19 protein-coding genes and 2 pseudogenes are annotated in these 21561 nt (G+C 73.3%); 11 read left to right on the forward strand and 10 right to left on the reverse strand.

The window, feature by feature from the left end; genetic code table 11:
* The coding region (locus tag AC5WRT_RS35605) for an MBL fold metallo-hydrolase (RefSeq protein WP_496098328.1) at positions 1-346 on the forward strand (346 nt) is incomplete at its 5' end.
* 53 nt (positions 347-399) lie between these two features.
* Here AC5WRT_RS35605 and AC5WRT_RS35610 read toward each other — a convergent pair.
* Positions 400-1788, reverse strand: a complete 1389-nt coding sequence (locus AC5WRT_RS35610; RefSeq protein ID WP_496098329.1) for a pyridoxal phosphate-dependent decarboxylase family protein — start codon at positions 1786-1788, stop codon at positions 400-402.
* A gap of 231 nt (positions 1789-2019) precedes the next feature.
* On the opposite strand from AC5WRT_RS35610, the gene AC5WRT_RS35615 reads away from it, so the two are divergent.
* The 3 genes and pseudogenes from AC5WRT_RS35615 (at position 2020) to AC5WRT_RS35625 (ending at position 3491) form a co-directional block, all read left to right on the forward strand.
* On the forward strand, positions 2020-2715 hold the full coding sequence (locus tag AC5WRT_RS35615; protein WP_496098330.1) for a L,D-transpeptidase family protein: 696 nt from the start codon (positions 2020-2022) through the stop codon (positions 2713-2715).
* A gap of 13 nt (positions 2716-2728) precedes the next feature.
* Positions 2729-3193, forward strand: a pseudogene (locus AC5WRT_RS35620) (MarR family transcriptional regulator); the annotation flags it as partial.
* A 112-nt stretch (positions 3194-3305) separates the two neighbouring features.
* Positions 3306-3491 (forward strand): hypothetical protein, encoded by a 186-nt coding sequence (locus AC5WRT_RS35625; RefSeq protein WP_496098331.1) that lies wholly within the window; start codon positions 3306-3308, stop codon positions 3489-3491.
* 74 nt (positions 3492-3565) lie between these two features.
* Here the strand turns inward: AC5WRT_RS35625 and AC5WRT_RS35630 are convergent, their stop codons facing one another.
* The gene (locus AC5WRT_RS35630; RefSeq protein WP_496098332.1) at positions 3566-4951 is read right to left on the reverse strand and encodes a S1 family peptidase; all 1386 of its coding nucleotides are present in this window, start codon (positions 4949-4951) and stop codon (positions 3566-3568) included.
* 270 nt (positions 4952-5221) lie between these two features.
* Here AC5WRT_RS35630 and AC5WRT_RS35635 point away from each other — a divergent pair.
* Positions 5222-5437 (forward strand): annotated as a pseudogene (locus AC5WRT_RS35635) (pyridoxal phosphate-dependent aminotransferase); the annotation flags it as partial.
* Between the two features lie 80 nt (positions 5438-5517).
* The gene (locus tag AC5WRT_RS35640; protein ID WP_496098333.1) at positions 5518-5904 is read left to right on the forward strand and encodes a PPOX class F420-dependent oxidoreductase; all 387 of its coding nucleotides are present in this window, start codon (positions 5518-5520) and stop codon (positions 5902-5904) included.
* Positions 5905-5986: 82 nt separating this feature from the next.
* Here the strand turns inward: AC5WRT_RS35640 and AC5WRT_RS35645 are convergent, their stop codons facing one another.
* The 3 genes from AC5WRT_RS35645 to AC5WRT_RS35655 form a co-directional block, all read right to left on the reverse strand.
* Positions 5987-6406: a Zn-ribbon domain-containing OB-fold protein gene (locus AC5WRT_RS35645; RefSeq protein ID WP_496098356.1), complete on the reverse strand. Its 420-nt coding sequence runs from the start codon at positions 6404-6406 to the stop codon at positions 5987-5989.
* Positions 6407-6564: 158 nt separating this feature from the next.
* A complete protein-coding gene (locus tag AC5WRT_RS35650; protein ID WP_496098334.1) occupies positions 6565-7305 on the reverse strand; it encodes a TetR family transcriptional regulator in 741 nt (246 codons plus the stop codon).
* Between the two features lie 116 nt (positions 7306-7421).
* Positions 7422-8063, reverse strand: a complete 642-nt coding sequence (locus AC5WRT_RS35655) for a MarR family winged helix-turn-helix transcriptional regulator (protein ID WP_496098357.1) — start codon at positions 8061-8063, stop codon at positions 7422-7424.
* Positions 8064-8180: 117 nt separating this feature from the next.
* Between AC5WRT_RS35655 and AC5WRT_RS35660 the strand changes: the two genes are divergently transcribed.
* The 3 genes from AC5WRT_RS35660 to AC5WRT_RS35670 all read left to right on the forward strand — a co-directional run bounded on the left by AC5WRT_RS35660 (position 8181) and on the right by AC5WRT_RS35670 (position 10553).
* Entirely contained in the window at positions 8181-9029 is an 849-nt protein-coding gene (locus tag AC5WRT_RS35660; RefSeq protein ID WP_496098335.1) for an ATP-grasp domain-containing protein, read from the forward strand.
* A gap of 162 nt (positions 9030-9191) precedes the next feature.
* Entirely contained in the window at positions 9192-9824 is a 633-nt protein-coding gene (locus tag AC5WRT_RS35665) for a peptidoglycan-binding domain-containing protein (RefSeq protein ID WP_496098336.1), read from the forward strand.
* Between the two features lie 252 nt (positions 9825-10076).
* Positions 10077-10553, forward strand: a complete 477-nt coding sequence (locus AC5WRT_RS35670; protein WP_496098337.1) for a flavin reductase family protein — start codon at positions 10077-10079, stop codon at positions 10551-10553.
* A 300-nt stretch (positions 10554-10853) separates the two neighbouring features.
* Here AC5WRT_RS35670 and AC5WRT_RS35675 read toward each other — a convergent pair whose 3' ends face one another.
* From AC5WRT_RS35675 to AC5WRT_RS35695, 5 genes are all read right to left on the reverse strand, one after another.
* Entirely contained in the window at positions 10854-13268 is a 2415-nt protein-coding gene (locus AC5WRT_RS35675) for a SpoIIE family protein phosphatase (protein WP_496098358.1), read from the reverse strand.
* A gap of 177 nt (positions 13269-13445) precedes the next feature.
* The gene (locus AC5WRT_RS35680; protein ID WP_496098338.1) at positions 13446-13826 is read right to left on the reverse strand and encodes a hypothetical protein; all 381 of its coding nucleotides are present in this window, start codon (positions 13824-13826) and stop codon (positions 13446-13448) included.
* Positions 13827-14268: 442 nt separating this feature from the next.
* Positions 14269-15186, reverse strand: coding sequence for a MurR/RpiR family transcriptional regulator (locus AC5WRT_RS35685; protein WP_496098339.1), 918 nt, complete (start codon positions 15184-15186; stop codon positions 14269-14271).
* A 78-nt stretch (positions 15187-15264) separates the two neighbouring features.
* Positions 15265-17046, reverse strand: a complete 1782-nt coding sequence (locus AC5WRT_RS35690) for a phospholipid carrier-dependent glycosyltransferase (RefSeq protein ID WP_496098340.1) — start codon at positions 17044-17046, stop codon at positions 15265-15267.
* Between the two features lie 444 nt (positions 17047-17490).
* Positions 17491-18186, reverse strand: a complete 696-nt coding sequence (locus AC5WRT_RS35695; protein WP_496098341.1) for a nucleoside/nucleotide kinase family protein — start codon at positions 18184-18186, stop codon at positions 17491-17493.
* Positions 18187-18271: 85 nt separating this feature from the next.
* Between AC5WRT_RS35695 and AC5WRT_RS35700 the strand changes: the two genes are divergently transcribed.
* Positions 18272-19012, forward strand: coding sequence for an HAD family hydrolase (locus tag AC5WRT_RS35700; protein WP_496098342.1), 741 nt, complete (start codon positions 18272-18274; stop codon positions 19010-19012).
* Complete coding sequence (locus tag AC5WRT_RS35705) at positions 19009-21363, forward strand: glycoside hydrolase family 65 protein (protein WP_496098343.1); 2355 nt, start codon at positions 19009-19011, stop codon at positions 21361-21363. Before AC5WRT_RS35700 ends, AC5WRT_RS35705 begins: the two co-directional genes overlap by 4 nt.
* The last annotated feature ends 198 nt before the right edge of the window (positions 21364-21561 follow it).

A 21561-nucleotide genomic window follows, 5' to 3' on the forward strand; every position in this document is an offset into this window, starting at 1 on the left:
GATGACCCACCCGCACCGCGACCCCGACCGGCACCTGCTGGACGGCCAGGTGATCGAGGCGGCCGGCGCCGACCTGACCGTGATCCACACCCCGGGGCACACCCCCGGCGCGGTCTGCCTGTACGACCCGGCGCTCGGTACCGTCTTCACCGGGGACACCCTCTTCCAGGGCGGGCCGGGCGCCACCGGCCGCACCTACTCCCACTTCCCGACGATCATCGAGTCCATCCGCGACAAGCTGCTCATCCTCCCGCCGGAGACGAAGGTCCTCACCGGCCACGGCGACGCCACCACCATCGGCTCCGAAGCGCCTCATCTGGAGGAGTGGCTCAGGCGCGGACACTGAGACCGCCGCCGACACCGACAGAAGATGTCCGGTTTCCCCGCGACAATGAGCCGTCAGTCCGAGGCCGCCGCCAGCGCCCGGAGGACCCGGTCGGTGTCGGCCTCGGTGGTGCGCCAGTTGCTGAACGCGGCCCGCAGGCCGGGCACCCCGCCGTACACGGTCGGCGTCACATACGCCTCCCCGGACGCGGCCACCGCACGTGCCAGCGCGTCGACGCGCTCCTGCGAGGGGCTCCCGGCGACGGTGAAGCAGACGACGTTCAGCCGCACCGGCGCCAGCAGGCGCAGGCCCGGCAGTGCCTCGACTCCCGCGCCGAGCCGGCGGGCCAGCGCCACGTTCCGTTCGACGATCTCCCGGTGCCCGGCGCGTCCGTAGGCCACCAGCGAGAACCACGCGGGCAGGGCACGCAGTCGCCGGGAGTTCTCCGGGGTCAGATGCAGGAAGTCGGGTTCGCCGGCCGGCGGGCCCAGGTAGGGGGAGGCGTTGTGGAACACCTTCACCTGCAGATCACGGCGCCGGGTGAACTGAACGGCGGCGTCGTAGGGGACGTTGAGCCACTTGTGCAGGTCCACGCAGATCGAGTCGGCCGCGTCGAGACCGTCCACCAGCGCGGCGAACTCGGGGGACAGTGCGGCGAAGCCGCCGAACGCGGCATCGACGTGCAGCCAGAAGTCGTGAGCGTCCTTCAGCGCGGCGATCGCCCGCAGATCGTCGAAGTCGACGCTGTTCACGGTGCCGGCGTTCGCCACGACGATCGCCGGGCGGCCGCCAAGCTCCGCCAGGGCCGACTCCAGCGCGGGCACGTCCACGGCCTCCCGGCCGCCGGGCAGCAGTGGCACCTTCCGCAGCCGGTCCCGGCCGATGCCCAGGACCGACATCGCCTTGGTCACGCTGGAGTGCGGGCTGCCGGAGAGCACGTCGACCGGCCCCAGCGCGGCCGCGCCCGCCCGGGAGACGTCCACGCCCAGCCGCTCGCCGAGCCACTCCCGGCCGATCGCCAGCCCGGCCGTGTTGGACATGCTCGCCCCCGTCACGAACGCCCCGCTGTGCGCCTCGCCCAGCCCGAACAGCTCGCGCAGCCAGCCGAGCGTCTCCCGCTCCAGCTCCTGCGCCCACGAACCGCCCGCCCCGGAAAGGTTCTGGTCGAACACGGATGTCAGCCAGTCCCCGGCGACCGACGCGGGCGTCGCGCCACCGGTGACGAAACCCAGATAGCGCGGCCCGGCGGAACCGGAGAACCCGGGCGCCCACCGCTCGGCGAACCACGCGAGCGCCGCGTGCGCGCCCGCGCCGGCTTCCGGCAGCGGTTCCCGCGCGGGCGGCGGTGCCGACACCGCGACCGGCCGGTCCGCCAGCGTCGCCGTCGTGCGAGCGGCGAAGTCACGTGCGGACTGGAGCAGTTCGGGGAGCCGGGAGAGATCGCCGGCGAGAGTGGGGTCCATGGGCCGCAGCGTAGATCGGCCGGGGAAGCCCGGACCCGGTCCAATGCGGGGAAACTGGACTGGACGCCGCGGGCGGCCGGCGGCACCGCCCCCGGTTCACCGTTTCGTCACAGTCCGGCCGGAACCACAACCCCCGGGCCCCGGCGCTGGTCTAGTTCTGCGAGAACGCGGGAATCGCCCAGGGGAGCACCCGGGGCAGGCCCGGGGCGGGATGGGGAGAAGAGGTCCTACATGGGGGACATGCACAGACGGGGTGTCGTCGCGCTGGGCGTCACGGGACTGGTGGCACCGCTCACGCTCGCCTTCACCGCGGCACCGGCACAGGCCGCGAGCTGCACCACGCGGACGGGGCCGTACCAGAGGCAGGTGGAGAAGTTCCTCGGCAGGCCGGTCGACGGCAAGCAGTCCGCCGCCGACTGCAAGGCCATCAAGGCCTTCCAGGACAAGCACGGCATCATGCCCGACATCGGCTACGCCGGCCCCGTCACCTGGGGCGTGATGGACCTGATGAACAAGCAGAAGGCCGTGGGGAAGAACCCGAACAAGGACGGCGCCTGCCCGGTGAACAAGGGCCGGATCGCCTGCGTGAACCTCACGCTCCAGCTGAGCTGGGTCCAGGACGGCAAGAGGCTCGTCCACGGTCCGGTGCCCGTGCGTACCGGCCGCAAGGGCTACGCGACCCGCACCGGCCTGAAGAAGATCTACTGGCGGGACATCGACCACGTCTCCAGCGTCTACAACGTGCCGATGCCCTACAGCCAGTTCTTCGACGGCGGCCAGGCCTTCCACTCTGTGGGCCTGAGCATGTGGAACCCGCCGGGCTCGCACGGCTGCGTCAACATGACGACCAAGGACGCCAAGGCGTACTGGTCGCTGCTGAAGCAGGGCGACGACGTCTTCGTCTACGGTCGCAAGCCGGGCACCTGAGGCGCCGCCGCCCCTGCCGTTCGCGGAGGACGGCCACGGCTTCGGCCGCCACTGGATCATCGACCCGCACGGCCCGCTCACCCCGGACGGTGTCCGCGGCAGTGCCGTGCCCCTGCTCACCATCCCCAGCGGCGAGTACCAGGTCCGCGCCGCCACCGGCCGGGACACCGGTTACGAGGAGATCCTCGCCGTCGCCGCCGCGGGTGAGCCCATGCCCTTCCGGGTGGTCGACGAGGCCGCCCGGGCCCTGGGTACCCTGGCCGCACAGATCGCCAACTCCGCGCTGCCGCAGAAGATCCTGCTCTCCGGCGAGGGCATCGGCCCGAAGGATGTGGCCGGGAACACGGTGCACGAGACGATCCGCGCCCACCGGCATCCGCCGGCCGACCCGGGCGGCCCGGAGACGAAGGTCTCCGACTTCCACGACCGGGTCCGCGGCGCCGCCGTCCATCGCGATCCTGACAGTGGTACCGGGTGAGGGAGCGGTGTGAACTCCTGCCCGCCTCTTGACACATCGACGTGATGAGCACCACGTCCGTAATGTCCGTATGGAGTGCAGTTACTCACAGCGCCTTCACCTCGATCGGCATATGCTTCACAGCATGTCCACCACTGTTGAAGCCGCCCCCGAGCGTTCGGCCGCGGAGGTCAACGAGGAGATCAGGGCCCTGTGGCGCCGGTCGGGCGGGACACTGACCACCGAGCAGCGCGCCGAGTACCAGCGCCTCGTGATGGAGTGGGCCACCGCGACACCACGATCGCAGCGGGCGGCCTGACCGGCCTCGCGCGGACCGCGCCGAACCCTCGAGGGCACCCGTGAGCACGGGTGCCCTTTCCATGTCCTGCTGCGTCAGCCCCAGGTCGCCGAGTAGTACCGCTGATAGGCCTTGCGGTCCTGTTCGGCCCGTATGTACCGGGTGGCGACGAGCGCGATCAGACTCCCCGCGATGACCAGCAGCCCGGGACCGATGTTCCGGGTGTCCGTCAGCCGTGCCAGCAGCGTCCGCCCCTCGGCGCCGGTCACCGGCGCCGCGGACCCCGGCGAGGCCGCGTTCGGCGCCACCGCGCCCTGCGCGGCCGACGCGGACGGCGCGGGAGAGGGGGAAGCGCCCCCGGCGGCGCCGCCGGCGTTCTGCGCCGACACGATGAGCTTGACGTTCAGCGCCGCCAGCGCCCGCGTCACCGGCTGGAAGAAGGTCGTCCCGCCCGTGGTGCAGTCCCCGTTGCCGCCCGAGGTCACACCGAGCGCGATCCCGTCGGAGAACAGCGGCCCGCCGCTGTCACCGGGCTCGGCGCACACCGTCGTCTGGATGAGCCCGGTGACCGTACCCTCCGGGTAGTTGACGGTCGCGTTCAACGCGGTGACCGTTCCGTCGTGCAGGCCGCTCGTGCTGCCGCTGCGGAACACCCGCTGTCCCACCGACGCGTCGGCCACCCCCGTGATCCGTACTCCGTTGCCGCCGCCGATCGCGACGACGTCGGCACCGTCTCCGGCCTTGCCGGAGGCGTACTGCACGAGCGAGAAGTCGTTGCCGGGGAAGGTGCTGCTCACCGTCCGGCCGAGCTGCTGGTCGCCTCGACCGCCGGCGAACCAGATGGATCCCGCGGGACCGCAGTGACCGGCCGTGAGGATGAAGTCGCTCCGTCCGTCGGTCACATTGAAACCGGCCGAGCAGCGGCCCCCGGTCGACAGGATCGGCTGGGCGCCGTTCAGCCGCGTGGTGAACGTGCCCTTCGTCCGCTGCATCCGAACGAAGCTCCCGATCCTCCCCGCCACATGGCTCAGCCTGGACCAGGCGCTCGCGGACACCGTGCTGTCCGCACTGACCACGACCCGGTTGGTGCGGTAGTCCACCGCCCACGCGGTGCCCGCCACCCGCGGAGCCGAACGCAGCGCGGCTGTCGCCGACTTGAGTTCGTCCATGCTGTGCGGCACGACCTTCGCCTCGGCCCCCGCGCGGTGGACCTCCCGTGCCGCCGCCTCGTCGGTCACCGCGACGACCGGCCGCCCGTCCGCGCCGATCCAGTTGCCCGCCGTACGGGCCGTGCCGAGCCGCGCCACCAGCGCGGCCCCCGTGTCCCCGGTGCCGGTTCCGGAGGCGAGCGGTCTGACGGCGGTCGGCGGTGTCTCGCTCGCCATGGCCGCCTGGGTGACCATCGCGCCGCCCAGAAGGAGTCCGGCGACCGCCGCCAGGCGGGTCACCCGCCGGACGATCCGTCGTCGTGCGTGCCGCATGCGGGGCTCCCGAAGCCGAACCGAACGCGCGCCGCCCGTACCGGCGGCGCGAGGCCCACACCTCGTCGAGGGCCCGCACCTCCATACGCGGCCCGTGGACGGGGCGTTCAGGACCGCCCGGCACCGAATGCAGTTCACGTGTCCGCTCGTCGGCCGCGCCCGGACAGACGCCGCGTCCCGGACAGGATCCCGGACACCCGGATCGAACTCGGCCCCGTGCGCGGTGACGTGGCCGTTCCACCGGTCCCGCGGCGCTCCTATCGTGATCCCATGACCGACGTCCCGCACGCCGTGCCCGGCGAACCCGACCCGCTGCACGCCCTCGGTCCGGAGCAGTTGCGCCACCGTACGAGCATGAAGTGGCGCACCTACCCGGAGGACGCGCTGCCGCTGTGGATGGCCGAGATGGACGTCCCGCTCGCCGCACCCGTCGTCCGCGCGGTGACCGGGGCGCTCGCCCTCGGCGACACGGCGCATGGCTGCGGCCCTCGGGTGACCGGGCGGATCCGGTGAACGCCGCGGCCGGGCCCGTCCGCCGTGCCACGCGGCCTTCTAGACTGCCCGGCATGGACGACACGCGGCTGGACCGGCTCGGCTCCGGCAAATACCTGCTGGTGACCAGTTACCGCAAGGACGGCACCCCGGTCGCCACCCCCGTGTGGGTGGTCCGCGACGGTGACCACCTCGGTGTCTGGACGGCCGCCGACAGCTTCAAGGTCAAGCGGATCCGCCGCCGCGCCGATGTCCTCGTCGGCCCCTGCGACGTGCGCGGCAACCCCACCGGCGACCAGCTCCCGGCCACCGCGGAGATCGCCGACGCCGCCACCACCGCCCGCTACCGGGACCTCGTCGCCCGCAAGTACGGCATTCTCGGCCGCCTCACCCTGCTGGGCAGCCGGCTGCGCCGCGGACCGGACGGCACGGTGGGTATCCGTGTGACGCTCGCGGACTGACGGAGCGGCAGGACGCACCCGCCCACTGTCCCGTCCCATGCCCGGGTGCCAGGCCACCGTTGTCGGCCGTCCCGGTGCGCCGTCAGGTCCAGGCGCCCCGGTACGGCTCGTCCAGCAGCTGGAAGACGGGCTCGCCGCGCACCGGATCCTGCGCGGTGGACAGCCGCACCCGGTCGCCGCTGTGGATGCCGATCGGCGGGCCCATGACCCGGCCCCGTACGACGAACCCCTCGGCCATCTCGATCAGCGAGACATTGCGTGCCGCGGGCGTGTTGCGGTGCACCACGGTGGAGTGCCGGACCGTGCCGATGCCCTCGCTGCGCTCCGTGCGCAGCTCGCTGCCCTGACACACCGGGCACAGCAGCCGGTGGTACATCGCGGTGCCGCACCAGGTGCAGCGCTGGAAGACGAGGGCGTCCCTGGAGTCCGCGGAGACGGGGTCGAGGACACCCGCCGCGGAGCCGGCCGCCGGATGCGATGCGTTTGCTGAGTAGTGGTACACGCTGGTCAACTCCCTGCGCTCGGCCGGAATCCCGCGTGTCCGGCGCGCACCGGACACACGCGTGCCCGGCGGCCGTGCCGCCGTGCACGCCGACAGAGTATGGCACTGAGTGTCACACGTAAAGGCACTGCGTACCCCCAATGTGCGGGACGGGGGTGTCAGGCGCGCCCGAGCGCCGCTTCCAGTTCCTGCACCACCCGCCAGATCGGGGCGTCCCGGCGGGAGACGAGCACCACCACGTCGTCCGCACCTGCGCCGCCCCCGCCAGGCGGCGGACCGATGCGGACGGGCGCCGCGGGCTCGGTGCCGTGCCCGAACTCCCGCTGCACATAGCACAGCGCATGGTCCACGGCCGCGCCCGCGTCGCCCGTGCCGTCCGAACGCAGCCAGGAGCGCAGGGCGTTGTTGTGCGCGGCCACGACCGCCGCGGCGATGACATCCGCCCGCAGCGTCCCGTCGGGCCGGTCGGCGAACCGGCCGCGCAGATACTCGGCGAGCGCGCGCTCGTAGCGCCACACCACCGACAGCTCGTAGGCCCGCAGGCCCGGCACCTGCTTGGTGAGGCGGTAGCGCTGCACGGAGAACGTCGGGTTCTCCGCGTACATCCGCAGCACCAGCCGCGCCGCGTCGCACACCCGCCGCACCGGCTCGTGCTCCTCGTCGCTCGCGGCGAGGAAGGCGGTCATGTCGGCCAGGCAGCGCTCGTGGTCGGGGAAGACCACGTCCTCCTTGGAGGGGAAGTAGCGGAAGAACGAACGCCGGCCGACGCCGGCCAGGGCCACGATGTCGTCCACGGTGGTCTGCTCGTACCCGCGTTCCAGGAAGAGCCGGAAGGCCGCCGCGACGAGGGCCTCCCGCATCGAGGGCTTCGGGACCTGCGCCGCGCTGCTGGAGCTCATGAAAGGGAACGTAGCACCCGGCCGGATTTCGTGACACTCAGTGCAGCTCGAGTGGGCGGAGTGGGGGAACTGAGTGCTGTGACGGCACAGCACGAGGACTTCCGCCCGCGCGCGTGTCACCAGCGTCCCGGATCAGCGCCCCTGGCCTCGAACCGTCGCCCGCTGCGGCGGGGTGCCGGCTCGGCGCCGCCGAGCAGCTGCCGGCGGCGCTCCTCGCCGTGCTCGTCCACCTGCAGGACGACCTGCCGCAGCCCCGCCGAGAGGCTGCGGCACTCGGCGTCGATCAGGCGCGCGGTGACGAAGGCCTCCTCCTCGTTGGACTCGGGGAACACCCGCCGCATCAGGTCCTCGCCCTTGTCGGTGAGGCCCAGCAGCACCGGCCGGCCGTCGTCCGGGCGACCGGCCGGGCGCAGCAGCCCGCGCGATTCCAGAGTGCGCGCGACGCCGGTCAGGGTCCCCTTGGGGAGGCCGGCCTCATCGGCGACGTGCCGGGTCTCCGACTCGCCCCACACCCACCCCACCCACAGCACGACGAATGCCGTCCACGCCAGGTCGGATTCGCGCAGCACCGAGTTCTCCGGGTGCTGCCGCACGGCGGAGGCGGCCCGGTAGATGTCGGCCACGGCGGCCGTCTGCTCCCGGCGGATCGGGACACCGCCGAGCTTGGCGGAGGCGGGCCGTTCGGCTTCGGTGATGGAACGTCGGCCGTGCGCTCCTCGGGTCTGAGCGGGACGTCGGCGGCCGGGACCGCGCCGGATGTCGTCGGGCTCGAATTGTACGGAGGTCCGGGCCGGGGACGGCAGGGGCCGTACCCCGACGTAACCTTTCTGCACCCACCGCCGGCGCCCCCGCCGCAACGCCCGAGGAGACCCCCTATGCCCGCCGCCCGCCCCCGCCTGCTCTACGTCACCGACCTGGCGTACGAGGCCCGCGGGCGCCGCTACTGCGACGAGGACGTCTTCCTCACCTCCCGGCTCCGCGCCCGATTCGACCTCGCGCTGTGCCACCCGCTCGACGCCGCGGCGCTGATGGACGGCTTCGACGCCGTGGTCGTCCGCAACAGCGGGCCCGTCCTCGGCTACCAGAGCGCCTACGAGGCCTTCCGCGCGCGGGTGCTCGCCACCGGGGCCCGCGTCTACAACCCGCTCACCGGCAAGGCGGACATGGCGGGCAAGCAGTACCTGCTCGACCTGAGCGCCGCCGGCTTCCCCGTCATACCGACCGTCGGCCGCGCCGAGGACCTGCGGCTGCTGCCGGCCGCCGAACGCTATGTCGTCAAGCCCCTGTGCGGCGCCGACTCCCTCGGCCTGCGGATCGTCCCCGCCGGCCAGGTCGCCGCGCACGCCACCGGCGACGTCCTGATCCAGCCCCGCGTCGACTTCGCGTACGAGGTGTCCTTCTACTTCGTCGACGACGACTTCCAGTACGCCCTGTATGCCCCCGACCCGCAGCGCCGCTGGGACCTGAGGCCGTATGCGGCCACCGCCGCCGACCTGGAGTTCGCCCGGCGTTTCGTCGACTGGAACGACCTCGGCCACGGCATCCAGCGCGTCGACGCCTGCCGCACCCGCGACGGCGGCCTGCTGCTGGTCGAACTGGAGGACCTGAATCCCTACCTGTCCCTCCAGGCCCTCCCGGAGGAGGCCAGGGACGCCTTCGTGGCCGCCTTCACGGCGTCCCTGGGCCGCTTCGTGCAGGGCGCGCGGGCGGTGCGCGTCGTGTAGGCGCTTTCGCGCACGAGCTTTCTCAGACGCCCAGCAGTTCTCGCCGAGTTGAGCGATTGAATCGTTCGAGGGGAGTCTGACCGCGCTGAACGGCGGCACTCCCGGCGCCGTATCTGACGACGGGGACGACGGCGACCACGGGGACGACGGAAGGAGAGCCCGGTGCCGACACCGCCCGATCCCGAACGGCCGCACTCCGGACCGGTCCTGGAACCCGTCCGGGTGCTGCGGCCCCGCCGGCTCGACGGGCTCGCGGAACTCATGCGGGAGATGGAGAGCGTCCCGGTGCGGCCGGCGCCCGCCGAGGAGGCGCAGACCCAGGAACTGCCGCCCGTAGGGCCGGCCCGCACCGGTGCGGGCATGCGCCGCACGGCCGTCTGCGGAGCCGTGGCCGTCGCCGCGCTCCTCGGTTTCGGCTGCGCCCTGCTTCTTTCCGGCCGCCAGGACTCCGCCGCGGCCTCGCCCCCGCCCCGGGCGGCGACGACAGCCCCGCTCGCCACCACACCGGCGCCCACGGTCTCCCCCGCACCCAGCGCCATCACCGACCCCGACGGCCCCGGCACCCTCCGCCAGGGCGACACCGGCCCCGCGGTCACCGAACTGCAGGAACGCCTGCTGCGCATCCCGGACGTCTATCGCGACGGCTCCACCAGCGGCACCTACGACGCCGGCCTGACCGCGGCCGTGGCCCGGTTCCAGCTCTGGTACGGCATCACCGGCGACGAGACGGGCGTCTACGGCGACGACACGCGGCGTGCGCTGGAGTCCCGGACCAGCCGGCCCGACGATTCATGACAGGCCCGCGGGGAACCCCGGTCCCACCGCGGGTCTCCGGCCCGACCGGAGACCCGGCGACGGGGAGCGCGGTGCCATGACGGACGTGAACGGCAGGACGGACAGGACGTGGGCGGTGTGGCGGATGCGGGCGGTGCGAGGAGGCCGGCGGGCCGGGGCCCTTCGCCGGACCCCCGACGTGGGGGCGGCGGGGCGGGTCCGGCGGACCGCGGCCATGGGGTGGGTGTGCAGGGCGTCCGGGCGGAGGACGGTATGGCTGGGTTCATCGCGCGGCTGGACCCCGACATGTGTGTGGTCACGGCCGTGGCCGGCGGTGAGCGGGCCGGGTGTCTGGTCGGCTTCGCCTCGCAGTGCTCCATCCGGCCGCCCCGGTTCGCCGTCTGGCTGTCCAAGGCCAACCACACCTACCGCGTCGCCCGGGCCGCCCAGCATCTCGCCGTGCACCTGCTCACCCGCGACCAGCGGGACCTCGCGGAACTCTTCGGCGGCCGGACCGGCGACGAGGTCGACAAGTTCGCCCGCCTGGACTGCGCGGAGGGCCACGGCGGTGCGGTGATCGTACGGGACGCGGCGGCCTGGTTCGTCGGCACCATCATCCACCGCACCGACGGCGGCGACCACGTCGGCTTCGTGCTGGACCCGGTGCAGTGGGGCGAGGGGCGCGGCGCCGGCCCCCTGCTGCGCCTGTCCGACGCGATCGGCATCGAGGCCGGTCACCCCGTGGACTGAGCGGATCCGAACAGCGGGCGACACCTGGGGCGAGCCCCCGCCACAGGGGGGTGAGGCCTCATCCTTGTCAGCTCCCGCGCCCCGCGACCGCGCGCCGCGCCGTGCGACGGCCGAAGGCCACCGGCGACGACCGGCTCCCGCATCCCGGGCCTGCTCGTGCCCGCCGTCTTCCTGCCGGCCCTGGTCGCCAGCCTGCCCCGGTACTGGAGGCACCGCGACGACGACTGACCCGGTGTGGCCCGCCCGGCGTCCGACACCCCACCGGCACCGTGGACCGTCACCGATGGTCGGCGGCGGCCCTCACGCGTCCGCGTCCGCCACGCCGTCCACCGGCATCCGGATGTCCAGCACGCACACGTCGTCCCGCCGCTCGTCCGCGAGCATCGCGGTGAGCAGCGCGTCCAGGGAGCCGGACGCGCCGGAGCCCTCGGTGCGCACCGCCTCGGCGAGCCGCTCCAGGCCCGCCAGGAGACTTTCACCGGGGCGTTCCACCAGGCCGTCGGTGAACAGCAGCAGCCGGTCGCCGGGCTCCAGGCGGAGTTCCGCCGACTCGTAGACGGGCGCCGCGCTCGCGCCGAGCAGGATGCCGCACGGCCGGTCGAGGTAGCGCACCTCGCCGCCGCGCACGAGCAGCGGCGGCAGATGCCCGGCCTGCGCCCAGGCGAAGACCTGTCGGACCGGGTCGTAGCGGGCGAGCACCATGGTCGCGGTGATCTGGCCGTCGCGGGAGTGCAGCAGCAGGTAGTTGAGCCGGTCCAGTGCCCCCGTCAGCGAGGAGCCGGTGGTGACCATGCCCTTCGCGGTGAACCGCAGCTGTGCCATCGTGGCCACGGCGTCGATGCCGTGGCCCGCCACGTCACCGACCACGAACAGCGCGTGGTCGTCGGGCAGTTCGATGGCGCTGAACCAGTCGCCGCCCACATGGATGCCGGACTGCGCGGGAAGATAGGCGACTTCGACCCGCAGCCCCGCCCGCCGCACCGGCTTGCTCGGCAGCGGCAGCAGCGCGTGCTGCAGCCGGGCGGCGAGGGCCCGCTCGGCCTGCAGGATCCCGCGCTGCAGCAGCATCGCACGCTCGCTCTCCACCAGCGCCAGCTCCGCGCTGCGCTGCGGGGTGAGGTCCTGGACGAACCCGTGCACCTCGACGGGGCTGTCGTCCGGCGCCGTCACCGTCTCCGCCACCAGCCGCAGATGACGCACCTCCTCGGCCGTCCCGATGCGGAACGGGACGTTGCACGGCCGGGCGCGGCGGACCAGATCGGCGATGGCGTGGGCGAGTGTGCCCTGGTCCTCCGGAACGGCCAGGTCCGGCAGCCGTTCCAGCCCGAGCGGCCGCTGCGCGGGACTCCGGCCGAGTACCGCGTAGGTCTGCTCGGACCAGGAGATCTCACCGGTGGCCAGGTTCCAGTTGGCCCAGCCGAGGTTGCCGAGCCGCTGCACGTCCGCCAGGCGCTGTTCCTGCCGCTCCACGCGATCGTGCCGCACCCAGGTGACCAGCAGGGCCCCGGCCATGGGGGCGGCCCGCACCGCGTAGGTGGCGGACACGGGCACCTCACCGACCACCTCCTGGTAGACGAACGGCTCGCTCTCGTAGGGCACCCCGGTCTCGAGAGCCTGGAGATAGCCGTGCCACAGCGGCTCTCCCGCCACGGACGGGTAGCTCTCCAGGACCTGCGTGCCGACCATCTCCCGGCCCACCCGTCCGAACACGTCCACCGTCTCGGGGGTGGCGGCGTCGATGCGGTAGTCCTCCACCTCACCGGAGGAGCCGCGCAGCGGGGTCAGCATGACCGCCACGCCCGGCAGCGCGTCGAACACCGCCCGCACGGTCTGCACGACGCTGTCGCCGACGGGCTTGTGAACCGCGTCGAGAGCGCGCAGCCGGCCCGCGCACAGCCGGCCCGCGGCCTGCAGCAGCTCCCGCTCGCGCGGTGTGAACGTCCCGCCGCGCCCGCGCAGCACGCCGAGAGCCACACGCGCGCCGCGCCCGGCGGGCAGAGGCAGCCAGGCCCGGCTGGGCCAGCGCCCCGGCGACTCCCCGAGCAGCAGGAAACGGTCGGTGCGGGCGGGGAGATCCTCGAGCCACTGCGGTCGGCCGGACCGCAGGGCGTCGAGCGGGGCCACTGCGGTCACCGGGGGCACGTACCGCCACTGCGCGGCGAGTGTCCGGTCGATGCCGGCGTGCCCGATCAGTTCGAGTCCCCCCTCGGGCAGCCGCTCGTACAGCAGGGCGGCGTCGGCGTCCGTCTCGGGCGCGAGGTGGTCCAGCAGACACCGGGCCAGCTCGTGCGGCGTGCCGACCCGGGTCAGGTCGCGGCCGATGCGCCCGAGCGTCTTCGCGAGGTCGGCCGTGCCGGTGGGCACGGGCTCCCGGGGGCCGGTGGCCGGCGCTTCGACGGCCGGCGGTGCGGCGGACGGCCGCTCCTTCGGTGGGGGCAGCGCGCCCAGGGTGAGCCAGCACTGCTCGAGAAGTGTGCGGTTGCCGTCCCGGGCGCAGCCGACCAGCTCCTGGTGCGCGGCTTCCGGGGTACAGCCGGTGACGGCCATGAGAACGCCCTTGGCGCGCTCCAGGACCGCCGTGGTCGCGGCCAGGTCCCGCAGTCGTTCCAGCTCCGCGCGCTGTCGGGCCACGACTCTCGCCAGAGCCGCCAGATCGGCGCCGGTGGGATCCACCGGGTGCACGGGCTCGCTCGTCACCCGACGAGCATGGCACATCAGGGGCCGTTTGATCACCGGTCCGATGGAGCCGGATTCGTACGAGCTTCACACGGGTTCCGTACGACCGCCCGCGGACATCTGCCGGTCGTCCACGGGAAAGGGCCGCACAACGCCCGCGAAGGAGCGCGGACGCAGGCGCTTGCGTCGACGGGCGGGGCCGACAGGGCCGCTGGATCAGCGCCCCGTGCCGCGGGCGGCGAGGGCCTCGCTGACCGCGCGGACGCTGCGGGCGATGTGCTGCAGCTGGAGGACCTCGGCGGCATAGAGCTTGATCGTGTGCTCGATGACCGACTCGGGCAGGCCGAGCATCGGCAGCTCGGCCCGGGCGGTCTGCAGCGCGGTCCGCGCCACCCGGATCTCCTGCTGGACCTGCAACTGCGCGTGCCGGGCGAGCAGCACGGGGTGCCTGATGAGGGCCGGATAGCTGGCGTAGCGCGCGGGGATCAGCTCGCGCAGCCACTTGGCGGCCGAGCGCTCCCAGTCGTACGAGCCCGGCTCCTTGACCTGACAGGGCCAGTCGGGGCTGATACGGGTGCTGGTCAGAGGCATGATCATCGCTTCCGGTGTGCGGCGTCGTGAGGGTGGTCGACGGGTGCGGGGCGGCCCCGGCCTAGGGGATGGCCGGAGCCGCCACGGGCGCGTCGCGCAGACGGCGCGCCCCGGTACACCCCGGGCGCCGACGTGGGTAGGGGACGGCGGCTTGGGGTGTCCGTGCGGGGCCCCGGGCGCCTGGGACCTGCGCTGCGCGGGATGTGCTGACGCATGGGCGGTCCGTCGGCTTTCTCGGGGCGGTGTGCGAGCGGTGAGTCCGCAGGTGCGGAACGTGCCCGAGTGGTGATCCGGGCGCGATCCGTGAGCAGTATTTATATATGCCGTCTGGTTTGCAAGACGTATGAAAACATTCATGCGTGATTTGTCGTGGATGGTCCCCGTTCACGTCAGGGGCGACCGCAGGATCTTCACCGCACCCGGCGCGCAGGCCCGCAACCCGCGCGATTCAGTCCTTCAGGAAGAACTGGTGCTGGTCGGAGAGCTGCTCGTACTTCTCCAGGCGGGCCTGGGTACGCTCTGGATCGGCGTCCGTCATGGCCTGCAGCAGCGCGGCGGCCAGCACACCGGGCGCGGCGTAGGAGTCGAACACCAGCCGGGAGCCGGTGCCGGTGGCGAAGGTGACGTCGGCCTCGTCGGCCACCGGGCCGAGCGCCAGGTCGGTCACCAGGGCGACCTTCAGGCCGGCGCCCCGCGCGACCCGGACGGCCTGCAGGGTCTCCTGCGAGTGCCGGGGCATGGCGAAGGCGAGCACCCAGGTACCGCCCGCCTCACGGCATTGCAGCAGCGCGTCGTAGGCCACGCTGCCGCCCCGGGTGACCAGCCGTACGTCGGGGTGGATGCGGCGGGCGGCGTAGCCGAAGTACTCGGCCAGCGACTCGGAGATCCGCAGGCCCAGCACCGTCAGCGGGGTGGAGCGGGACAGCTCGCGGCCGACCTGGATGATCTTCGAGGGGTCGGCGAAGTCGCGCCGCAGGTTCTCCAGGTTCTCGATCTCGGCGTCGACGGCCGCCTGGAGCTCGTTGGCCCGGTTCTCCTCGACGGCTCCGCCGGCCAGGGTGCTCAGCGCGATCGACTGGAGTTTCTCGCGCAGCGCCGGATAGCCGCTGAAACCGACGGCGGCGGCGAAGCGGGTCACGGAGGGCTGGCTGACCCCGACCCGGTCGGCCAGCTCGGTGATGGACAGGAACGCGGCCTCGGTGATGTGCTCGATCAGGTACTGGGCGATGCGCCGCTGCCCCGGCGACAGATGGGGGCCGTCGAAGAGTTCCCTCAGCCGCGAGGTAGGCGACGCCTCGGCCTCGGGCGCGGTCTTGCCGGACGTGATCGCTGAGGCCTGTGCGCGTGCCTGCTGCGGCGAGGGCACCGGTCCGCCTCCTTTGTCTGCCACAAGCACTCAACATAGCTCACCCACCGTCAGGAACCGGGGCGCGAGCAGGAGGGTTCAGCGGCGGAACAGACTGATCGAATGCCCCACGTCACCGGCTCGGCGGCTGCCGGCCACCAGCTCGGCGAGCCGTCCGTGCGCCTTGGCCAGCGCGGAGTCCGACACCGCCAGCAGGCCGTGCACCCGCTCCGGCGGCACCCCGCGCGGATCGGCGGCACGGATGCCGTAGTACGACGGAACGCCGCTGCCCTTGTACACCAGCCACACCCGCTCGCCCGGATACCGCTGCCGGAGCCGGTGGGCGAGCCGGCCGAGGTCCTGCCCCCAGTCCACGTTGGAGTCGTGCAGCAACCGGTGGGTGCGGGCGGGGCCGCCGAAGGCCTCGTTGGAGTACGGCAGGTAGTACGGGAACGTCCTGAGCGAACTCACGGCCGCGAACAGCACCAGCGCCGCCGTCACGCCGGCCGTCCACCGCCGGCCGGGCCGTGGCACGCAGGCCGCCGCCATCGCGAGGAACATCGGCACGAACAGCGCGTACCTCGTCCCGAAGTCCCGCGACGCCGTCATCGCCGCCGCCAGCAGCACCGCGGGCGGCAGCAGCAGATACGGCGCCGCGGGCCGCAGGCGGCGAACCGCCAGGACCGCCGTGGCACCGGCCGCGCCCAGGACCAGCAGCCCCAGCGGCGTCTTCACCAGCAGCGCGGCCGGCAGGTAGTACCAGAGCGAGCCGGTGTACAGATGCCCGAACAGATACCCCTGCCACGGGTACGCCTCCAGCGCGAACTGCACCCGCATCCCCGCCCGGTACGCGTCAGGCAGCGGCAGCAGGTCCACCAGCCGCCCGCGCAGCCCGTGCAGCGCCGGGACCGGTTCGGCGGGGGAGAACCGCAGGCGGGGGTCGACGGCGAGGTACGCGGCCCAGACGACGGCGACCGCCACCACCGCCACCACGACCGCCCCCGCGAGTGCCGACAACGCCTTGCGGCGGCGGTCCCCCGGGGGCTCCGCGGCCGGGCGCGTGTCCCGTCCCCCGGAGAGGTCCGCTCCCGGTCCGCCCGTCGAGTGCGTGCCCGCCTCCGGCCGGTGCGCCGGTGACGCCAGCACGGACATCGCTGCCAGCGCCATCAGCACCGGGACCGCCGGCAGAGCGCTCATCTTGGTCGCCAGGGCGGCGCCCAGAGCCGCGCCGGACAGGGGCAGGTACAGTGCGGGCCGCCGGCGGGCACGCCACACCAGCCAGACCGACGTCAGCACGAATCCGGCCATGGGCACATCCAGCGTGGCCAGTGAGCCGTGGGCGATCAGATCGGGGGAGAAGGCGTACAGCGCCAGCGCCACCAACGCGCCCGCGGGACCGGTCAGTTCCCTCGTGAACGCGAAGGCGACCAGCCCGGACAGCAGCGTCAGCACGATCACGGGCACTCGCGCCCACAGCATCACCCGCCAGGGGTCGTTGCCCGACTCGTACAGCAGATGCCGGCCCACCCCGCCCTGCGTACCGGTGTACGACGGGTCGTAGTGCGGGTCGGCCACCGCGACACCGGCGGCGATCAGCAGCTTGCCCAGCGGCGGATGCTCGGGGTTGTAGCGGATCCGGTGCTCGTGCAGATAGTCCGTGGCCGTCGCGACGTACACCGGCTCGTCGATGGTGGGGGTCTGCTGCACGGCCGTCGTGACCATCGCCGCGGCCATCTGGGCGAGCAGCAGCGCAGCGAGCAGCGGCACCAGCCACCGCCGCCGGCGGCGCAGCCAGGCGTACGCGCGACGGCCCGGAGCCGGCCGCCGCCCCGCGGCGGAGGGCTCACGGGTGAGGACCAGGTGCTGTTCGCGCGCCATCATCCGCCCCGCGGTGGCGCCGGCCGAGGGGCGGGGGGAACGGTCGTGGGCCCCGTCATGGCCCTACTGTCGCACCGCTCCCGCCGCCGTGGGCGTCACCGCTGCACGAGTCGTACCGACAGACCTTCTGCCGTGTACACGGGTACGGCTCGCAGCCGCTCGGAGTTCATCTCGACCCGGGTGAACCGGCCGCGCAGCCGGGGCGCCGACGACCGGCGGGACGCTGTCCTCGGCCGGCGGCCGCTCGCCGCCGAGGCGCAGGGACAGCACCGCCGAAGTCCCCGGCGCGGCCAGGTGCTTCACTGCCGGCGGCCCGCACGGTGACCTCCGGGATGCCCGGGCAGGCGCTCGAACCCCGGCCGGCGTCGAGAGCCCCGGCCGCCGCACCCGCCTCGCCCGAGAACCGTGCCGTCCCACCTCGTGCGAACACAGGCCCGCAGGTACCGGTCAGTCCCGTCCCTGCCCCGTCGGCGTCGACCGGATCTCCGCCGCACGGGACGGCGGCCGCAGCAGCGCGTCCGGTACCACCAGGTCCGCGCGCCCCCGGGTCGTCGCCACCAGGTCGGCGTTGCGCTGGTCCGTGCCCATGACCCAGGCCACGGCCGTCTCATGGTCCTTGCCGAACTCCTCGTGCCGGGCGACCAGTCGGCGGATCCGCTCGGTTTCGTCCGCCTCGCAGAACCACACCTCGTCCAGGCAGGGCCGCACCCGCGCCCAGGAACCCTCCGCCAGCAGCAGGTAGTTGCCCTCGGTCACCACCAGCCGGGCGGCGGGCGGCACCGGGATCGCGCCCGCGACGGGCTGCTCCAGCATCCGCTCGAACCCCGGCGCGTACACCACCTCGTCGGTGTCCTCGCGAAGCCGCCGCAGCAGCGCCGCGTACCCGGCGGCGTCGAAGGTGTCCGGCGCGCCCTTGCGGTCCCGGCGGCCGAGCCGGTCCAGTTCCGCATCGGCGAGGTGGAAGCCGTCCATCGGCACCTGCGCCGCCCAGGGCGGCCCGTCGGCGTTCAAGGCCCGCACCAGACGCTCGGCGAGCGTCGTCTTGCCCGCACCCGGGCTGCCCGCGATGCCCAGCAGGGCGCGCCGGCCGTCCCGGACCAGGCCACGGGCACGATCGAGGAGGTCGTCGAAGGTCAGCGGCACACAGCAGAGTGTGTCACCAGGAGTTTGCGCAATCGTGTGGCGTGTACCACTCACTGGAAGGCGGCTCATGGGGAACAGTGCCGGTATGACTCAGCTCGGTCTGCCCGACGGAATCCAGGCCTGTCTGTTCGACCTCGACGGGGTCGTCACCAAGACGGCCGTCGTGCACGCGGCGGCCTGGAAGGAGATGTTCGACGCGTTCCTTCGGGACTACCCGGGGGAGCAGGGGCGGCCGTTCGACGCGGTCGCCGACTACGACGAGTACGTCGACGGCCGTCCCCGTGCCGACGGCGTCCGCGCCTTCCTCGACTCGCGCGGCATCCACCTGCCCGACGGCGTCCCCGACGACCCACCGGACGCCCGTACGGTGTACGGCCTCGGCAATCGCAAGAACACCCTGCTGCTGGAGAGGATCCGCACCGGCGGGGTGGAGGCCTACGAGGGCACCCTGCGGTATCTGGAGGCGGTCCGCGCCGAGGGGCTGCGCACGGCGATCGTCTCCTCCAGCGCCAACTGCCGGGACGTGCTGCGCTCCGTGGGTGCCGAGCACCTCTTCGACGTACGGATCGACGGCGTGGTCGCCGCCACCCGGCACCTGCCGGGCAAGCCGCACCCCGACACCTTCCTCGCCGCCGCCCACGACCTGGGCGTCGAGGCGTCCCGGGCGGCCGTCTTCGAGGACGCGCTGGCCGGCATGGACGCGGGCCGCTCGGGCGGCTTCGGCTATGTCGTCGGCGTGGACCGCGTGGGCCAGAGCGACGCGCTGTACGCGCACGGCGCGAGCATCGTGGTGAAGGACCTCGCCGAGCTGGGAGGCAAGCAGTGATCACCGACCGGTCGTACTCCGTGGAGCCGTGGGCCGTCCGGGAGACCGCCCTCGACCTCGGCCTGCTCGCCCAGAGCGAGTCGGTGTTGGCGCTGTCCAACGGGCACGTCGGCTGGCGCGGCAACCTCGACGAGGGCGAACCGCACGGCCTGCCCGGCAGCTACCTCAACGGCGTGCACGAGGTACACCCGCTGCCGTACGCGGAGGCCGGGTACGGCTACCCCGAGTCCGGTCAGACGGTCATCAACGTCACCAACGGCAAGATCATCAGGCTGCTGGTCGACGACGAGCCCTTCGACCTGCGCTACGGTCGGCTCCTCAGCCACGAACGGGTTCTCGACCTGCGCCGCGGGGTGCTGGAGCGGACCTGTGAGTGGACCTCGCCGGCCGGGTCCACGGTCCGGGTGCGCTCGACCCGGCTGGTGTCGCTCACCCAGCGCGCGATGGCCGCGGTCGCGTACGAGGTCGAGGCCGTCGGCGACCGCAGCCGGGTGGTGATCCAGTCCGAGCTGGTCGCCAACGAGAGCCTGCCCGCGTCCGACGGCGACCCGCGCGCGGCCATGGCGCTGCAGTCGCCGCTGGAGCAGGAGGACCACTTCGCCTCCGGCGAACGGCTGAGGCTGGTGCACCGCACCCGGCGCAGCGGCCTGAGGGTGGCCGTGGCCGCCGATCACGTCGTCAGGGGCCCGGAGCGCACCACCACCCGCAGCGAGAGCGGCACCGACGTGGCCCGGCTGACGGTCACGTCCGTACTGGAGCCCGGGCAGACCCTGCGGGTGGAGAAACTGGTCGCCCACGGCTGGTCCGGCACCCGCTCGCTGCCCGCCATGGCGGACCAGGTCGACGCCGCGCTCGCCGCCGCCGCGCACGACGGCTGGCAGGGCCTGCTGGCCGACCAGCGGGCCTGCCTGGACGACTTCTGGGCCCGCGGTGACGTCGAGGTGGAGGGCGACGAGCAGGTCCAGCAGGCGGTCCGCTTCGCCCTGTTCCACGTCCTGCAGGCCGGGGCCCGCGCCGAGCAGCGCGCCGTCCCGGCCAAGGGGCTGACCGGCTCCGGCTACGACGGGCACGCCTTCTGGGACACCGAGATGTTCGTGCTGCCCGTGCTCACCCACACCGCCCCCGCCGCCGTCGCCGAGGCTCTGCGCTGGCGGTACAACACCCTGGACGAGGCCCGGGAGCGCGCGGCGCAACTCGGTCTCGCGGGCGCCGCGTTCCCCTGGCGGACCATAGCCGGACCGGAGGGCTCGGCGTACTGGCCGGCCGGCACCGCCGCCTTCCATGTGAACGCCGGCATAGCCGACGCGGTGGTCCGGTACGTCGAGGCCACCGGCGACACCGGGTTCGAGCGCGAGACGGGCGTGGAACTGCTGGTGGAGACCGCCCGGCTGTGGCGCCGCCTGGGCCATCACGACGCCCACGGGGTCTTCCACATCGACGGTGTCACCGGCCCGGACGAGTACAGCGCGATCGCCGACGACAACACCTACACCAACCTCATGGCCCGGCAGAACCTGCTCGCCGCCGCCGACGCCGCCGAACGCCACCCGCGTGAGGCTGCCCGCCTCGGCGTTGACGAGGAGGAGACCGCGTCCTGGCGGGACGCCGCCGAGGCCATGCACATCCCCTACAACCACGAACTGCGCGTGCACGAGCAGCACGCCGGGTTCACCCGTTACCAGCGCTGGGACTTCACCGGCACACGCCCGGACCAGTACCCGCTGCTGCTGCACTTCCCCTACTTCGACCTCTACCGCAAGCAGGTCGTCAAGCAGGCCGACCTGGTACTGGCCATGTACACCTGCGGCGACTTCTTCGCCGCCGGGTACGACGACGAGCAGGTCGCCCGGAACTTCGCCTACTACGAGCCGCTGACCGTCCGGGACTCCTCCCTGTCGGCGTGCTGCCAGGCCGTCGTCGCCGCCGAGGCGGGCCATCTCGACCTCGCCTGGGCCTACACCACGGAGGCGGCCCTGATGGATCTGCGGGACCTGGAGCACAACACCCGGGACGGGCTGCACATCGCCTCGCTGGCCGGCAGCTGGATGGCGCTGGTGGCGGGCTTCGGCGGGATGCGCCGCGACGGCGAGCGCCTGCGATTCGCGCCGCGGCTGCCCGAGCGGCTCAGTCGGCTCGCCTTCAACGTCGAGTTCCGGGGCCGGCGGCTGCGCGTGGACATCGGCGCGGACAAGGCGACGTACGCGCTGCTGGACGGGCCGCCGCTGAACCTGCGGCACCACGACGAGCCGCTCACCGTGAGCACCGACGGGCCGACCGTACGGGCGGTGCCGCCGGTGGTGCGCCGACCTACGCCGGAGCAGCCGCCGCATCGGGCGCCGAACGGGGGTTAGGGCTGGGTCAGGGTCTGTCCGACGATTCGCGTCGTTGCCCGAAGGGCGGCCGCGCGGCGTCAGGTGCGTGCTCTCGGCGCGCCGGCCCGAGGCCCTCGTACTGGACGCACTTGGTCGCGCGGCAGACGGGAATTGTCGGACGGGCCCTCTGGGGGGCCGGACGTTCGCGGCGCCGCGGCGGCAGGTGGCTCCCCGAGG

This window comes from Streptomyces sp. NTD91, from assembly GCF_059510455.1.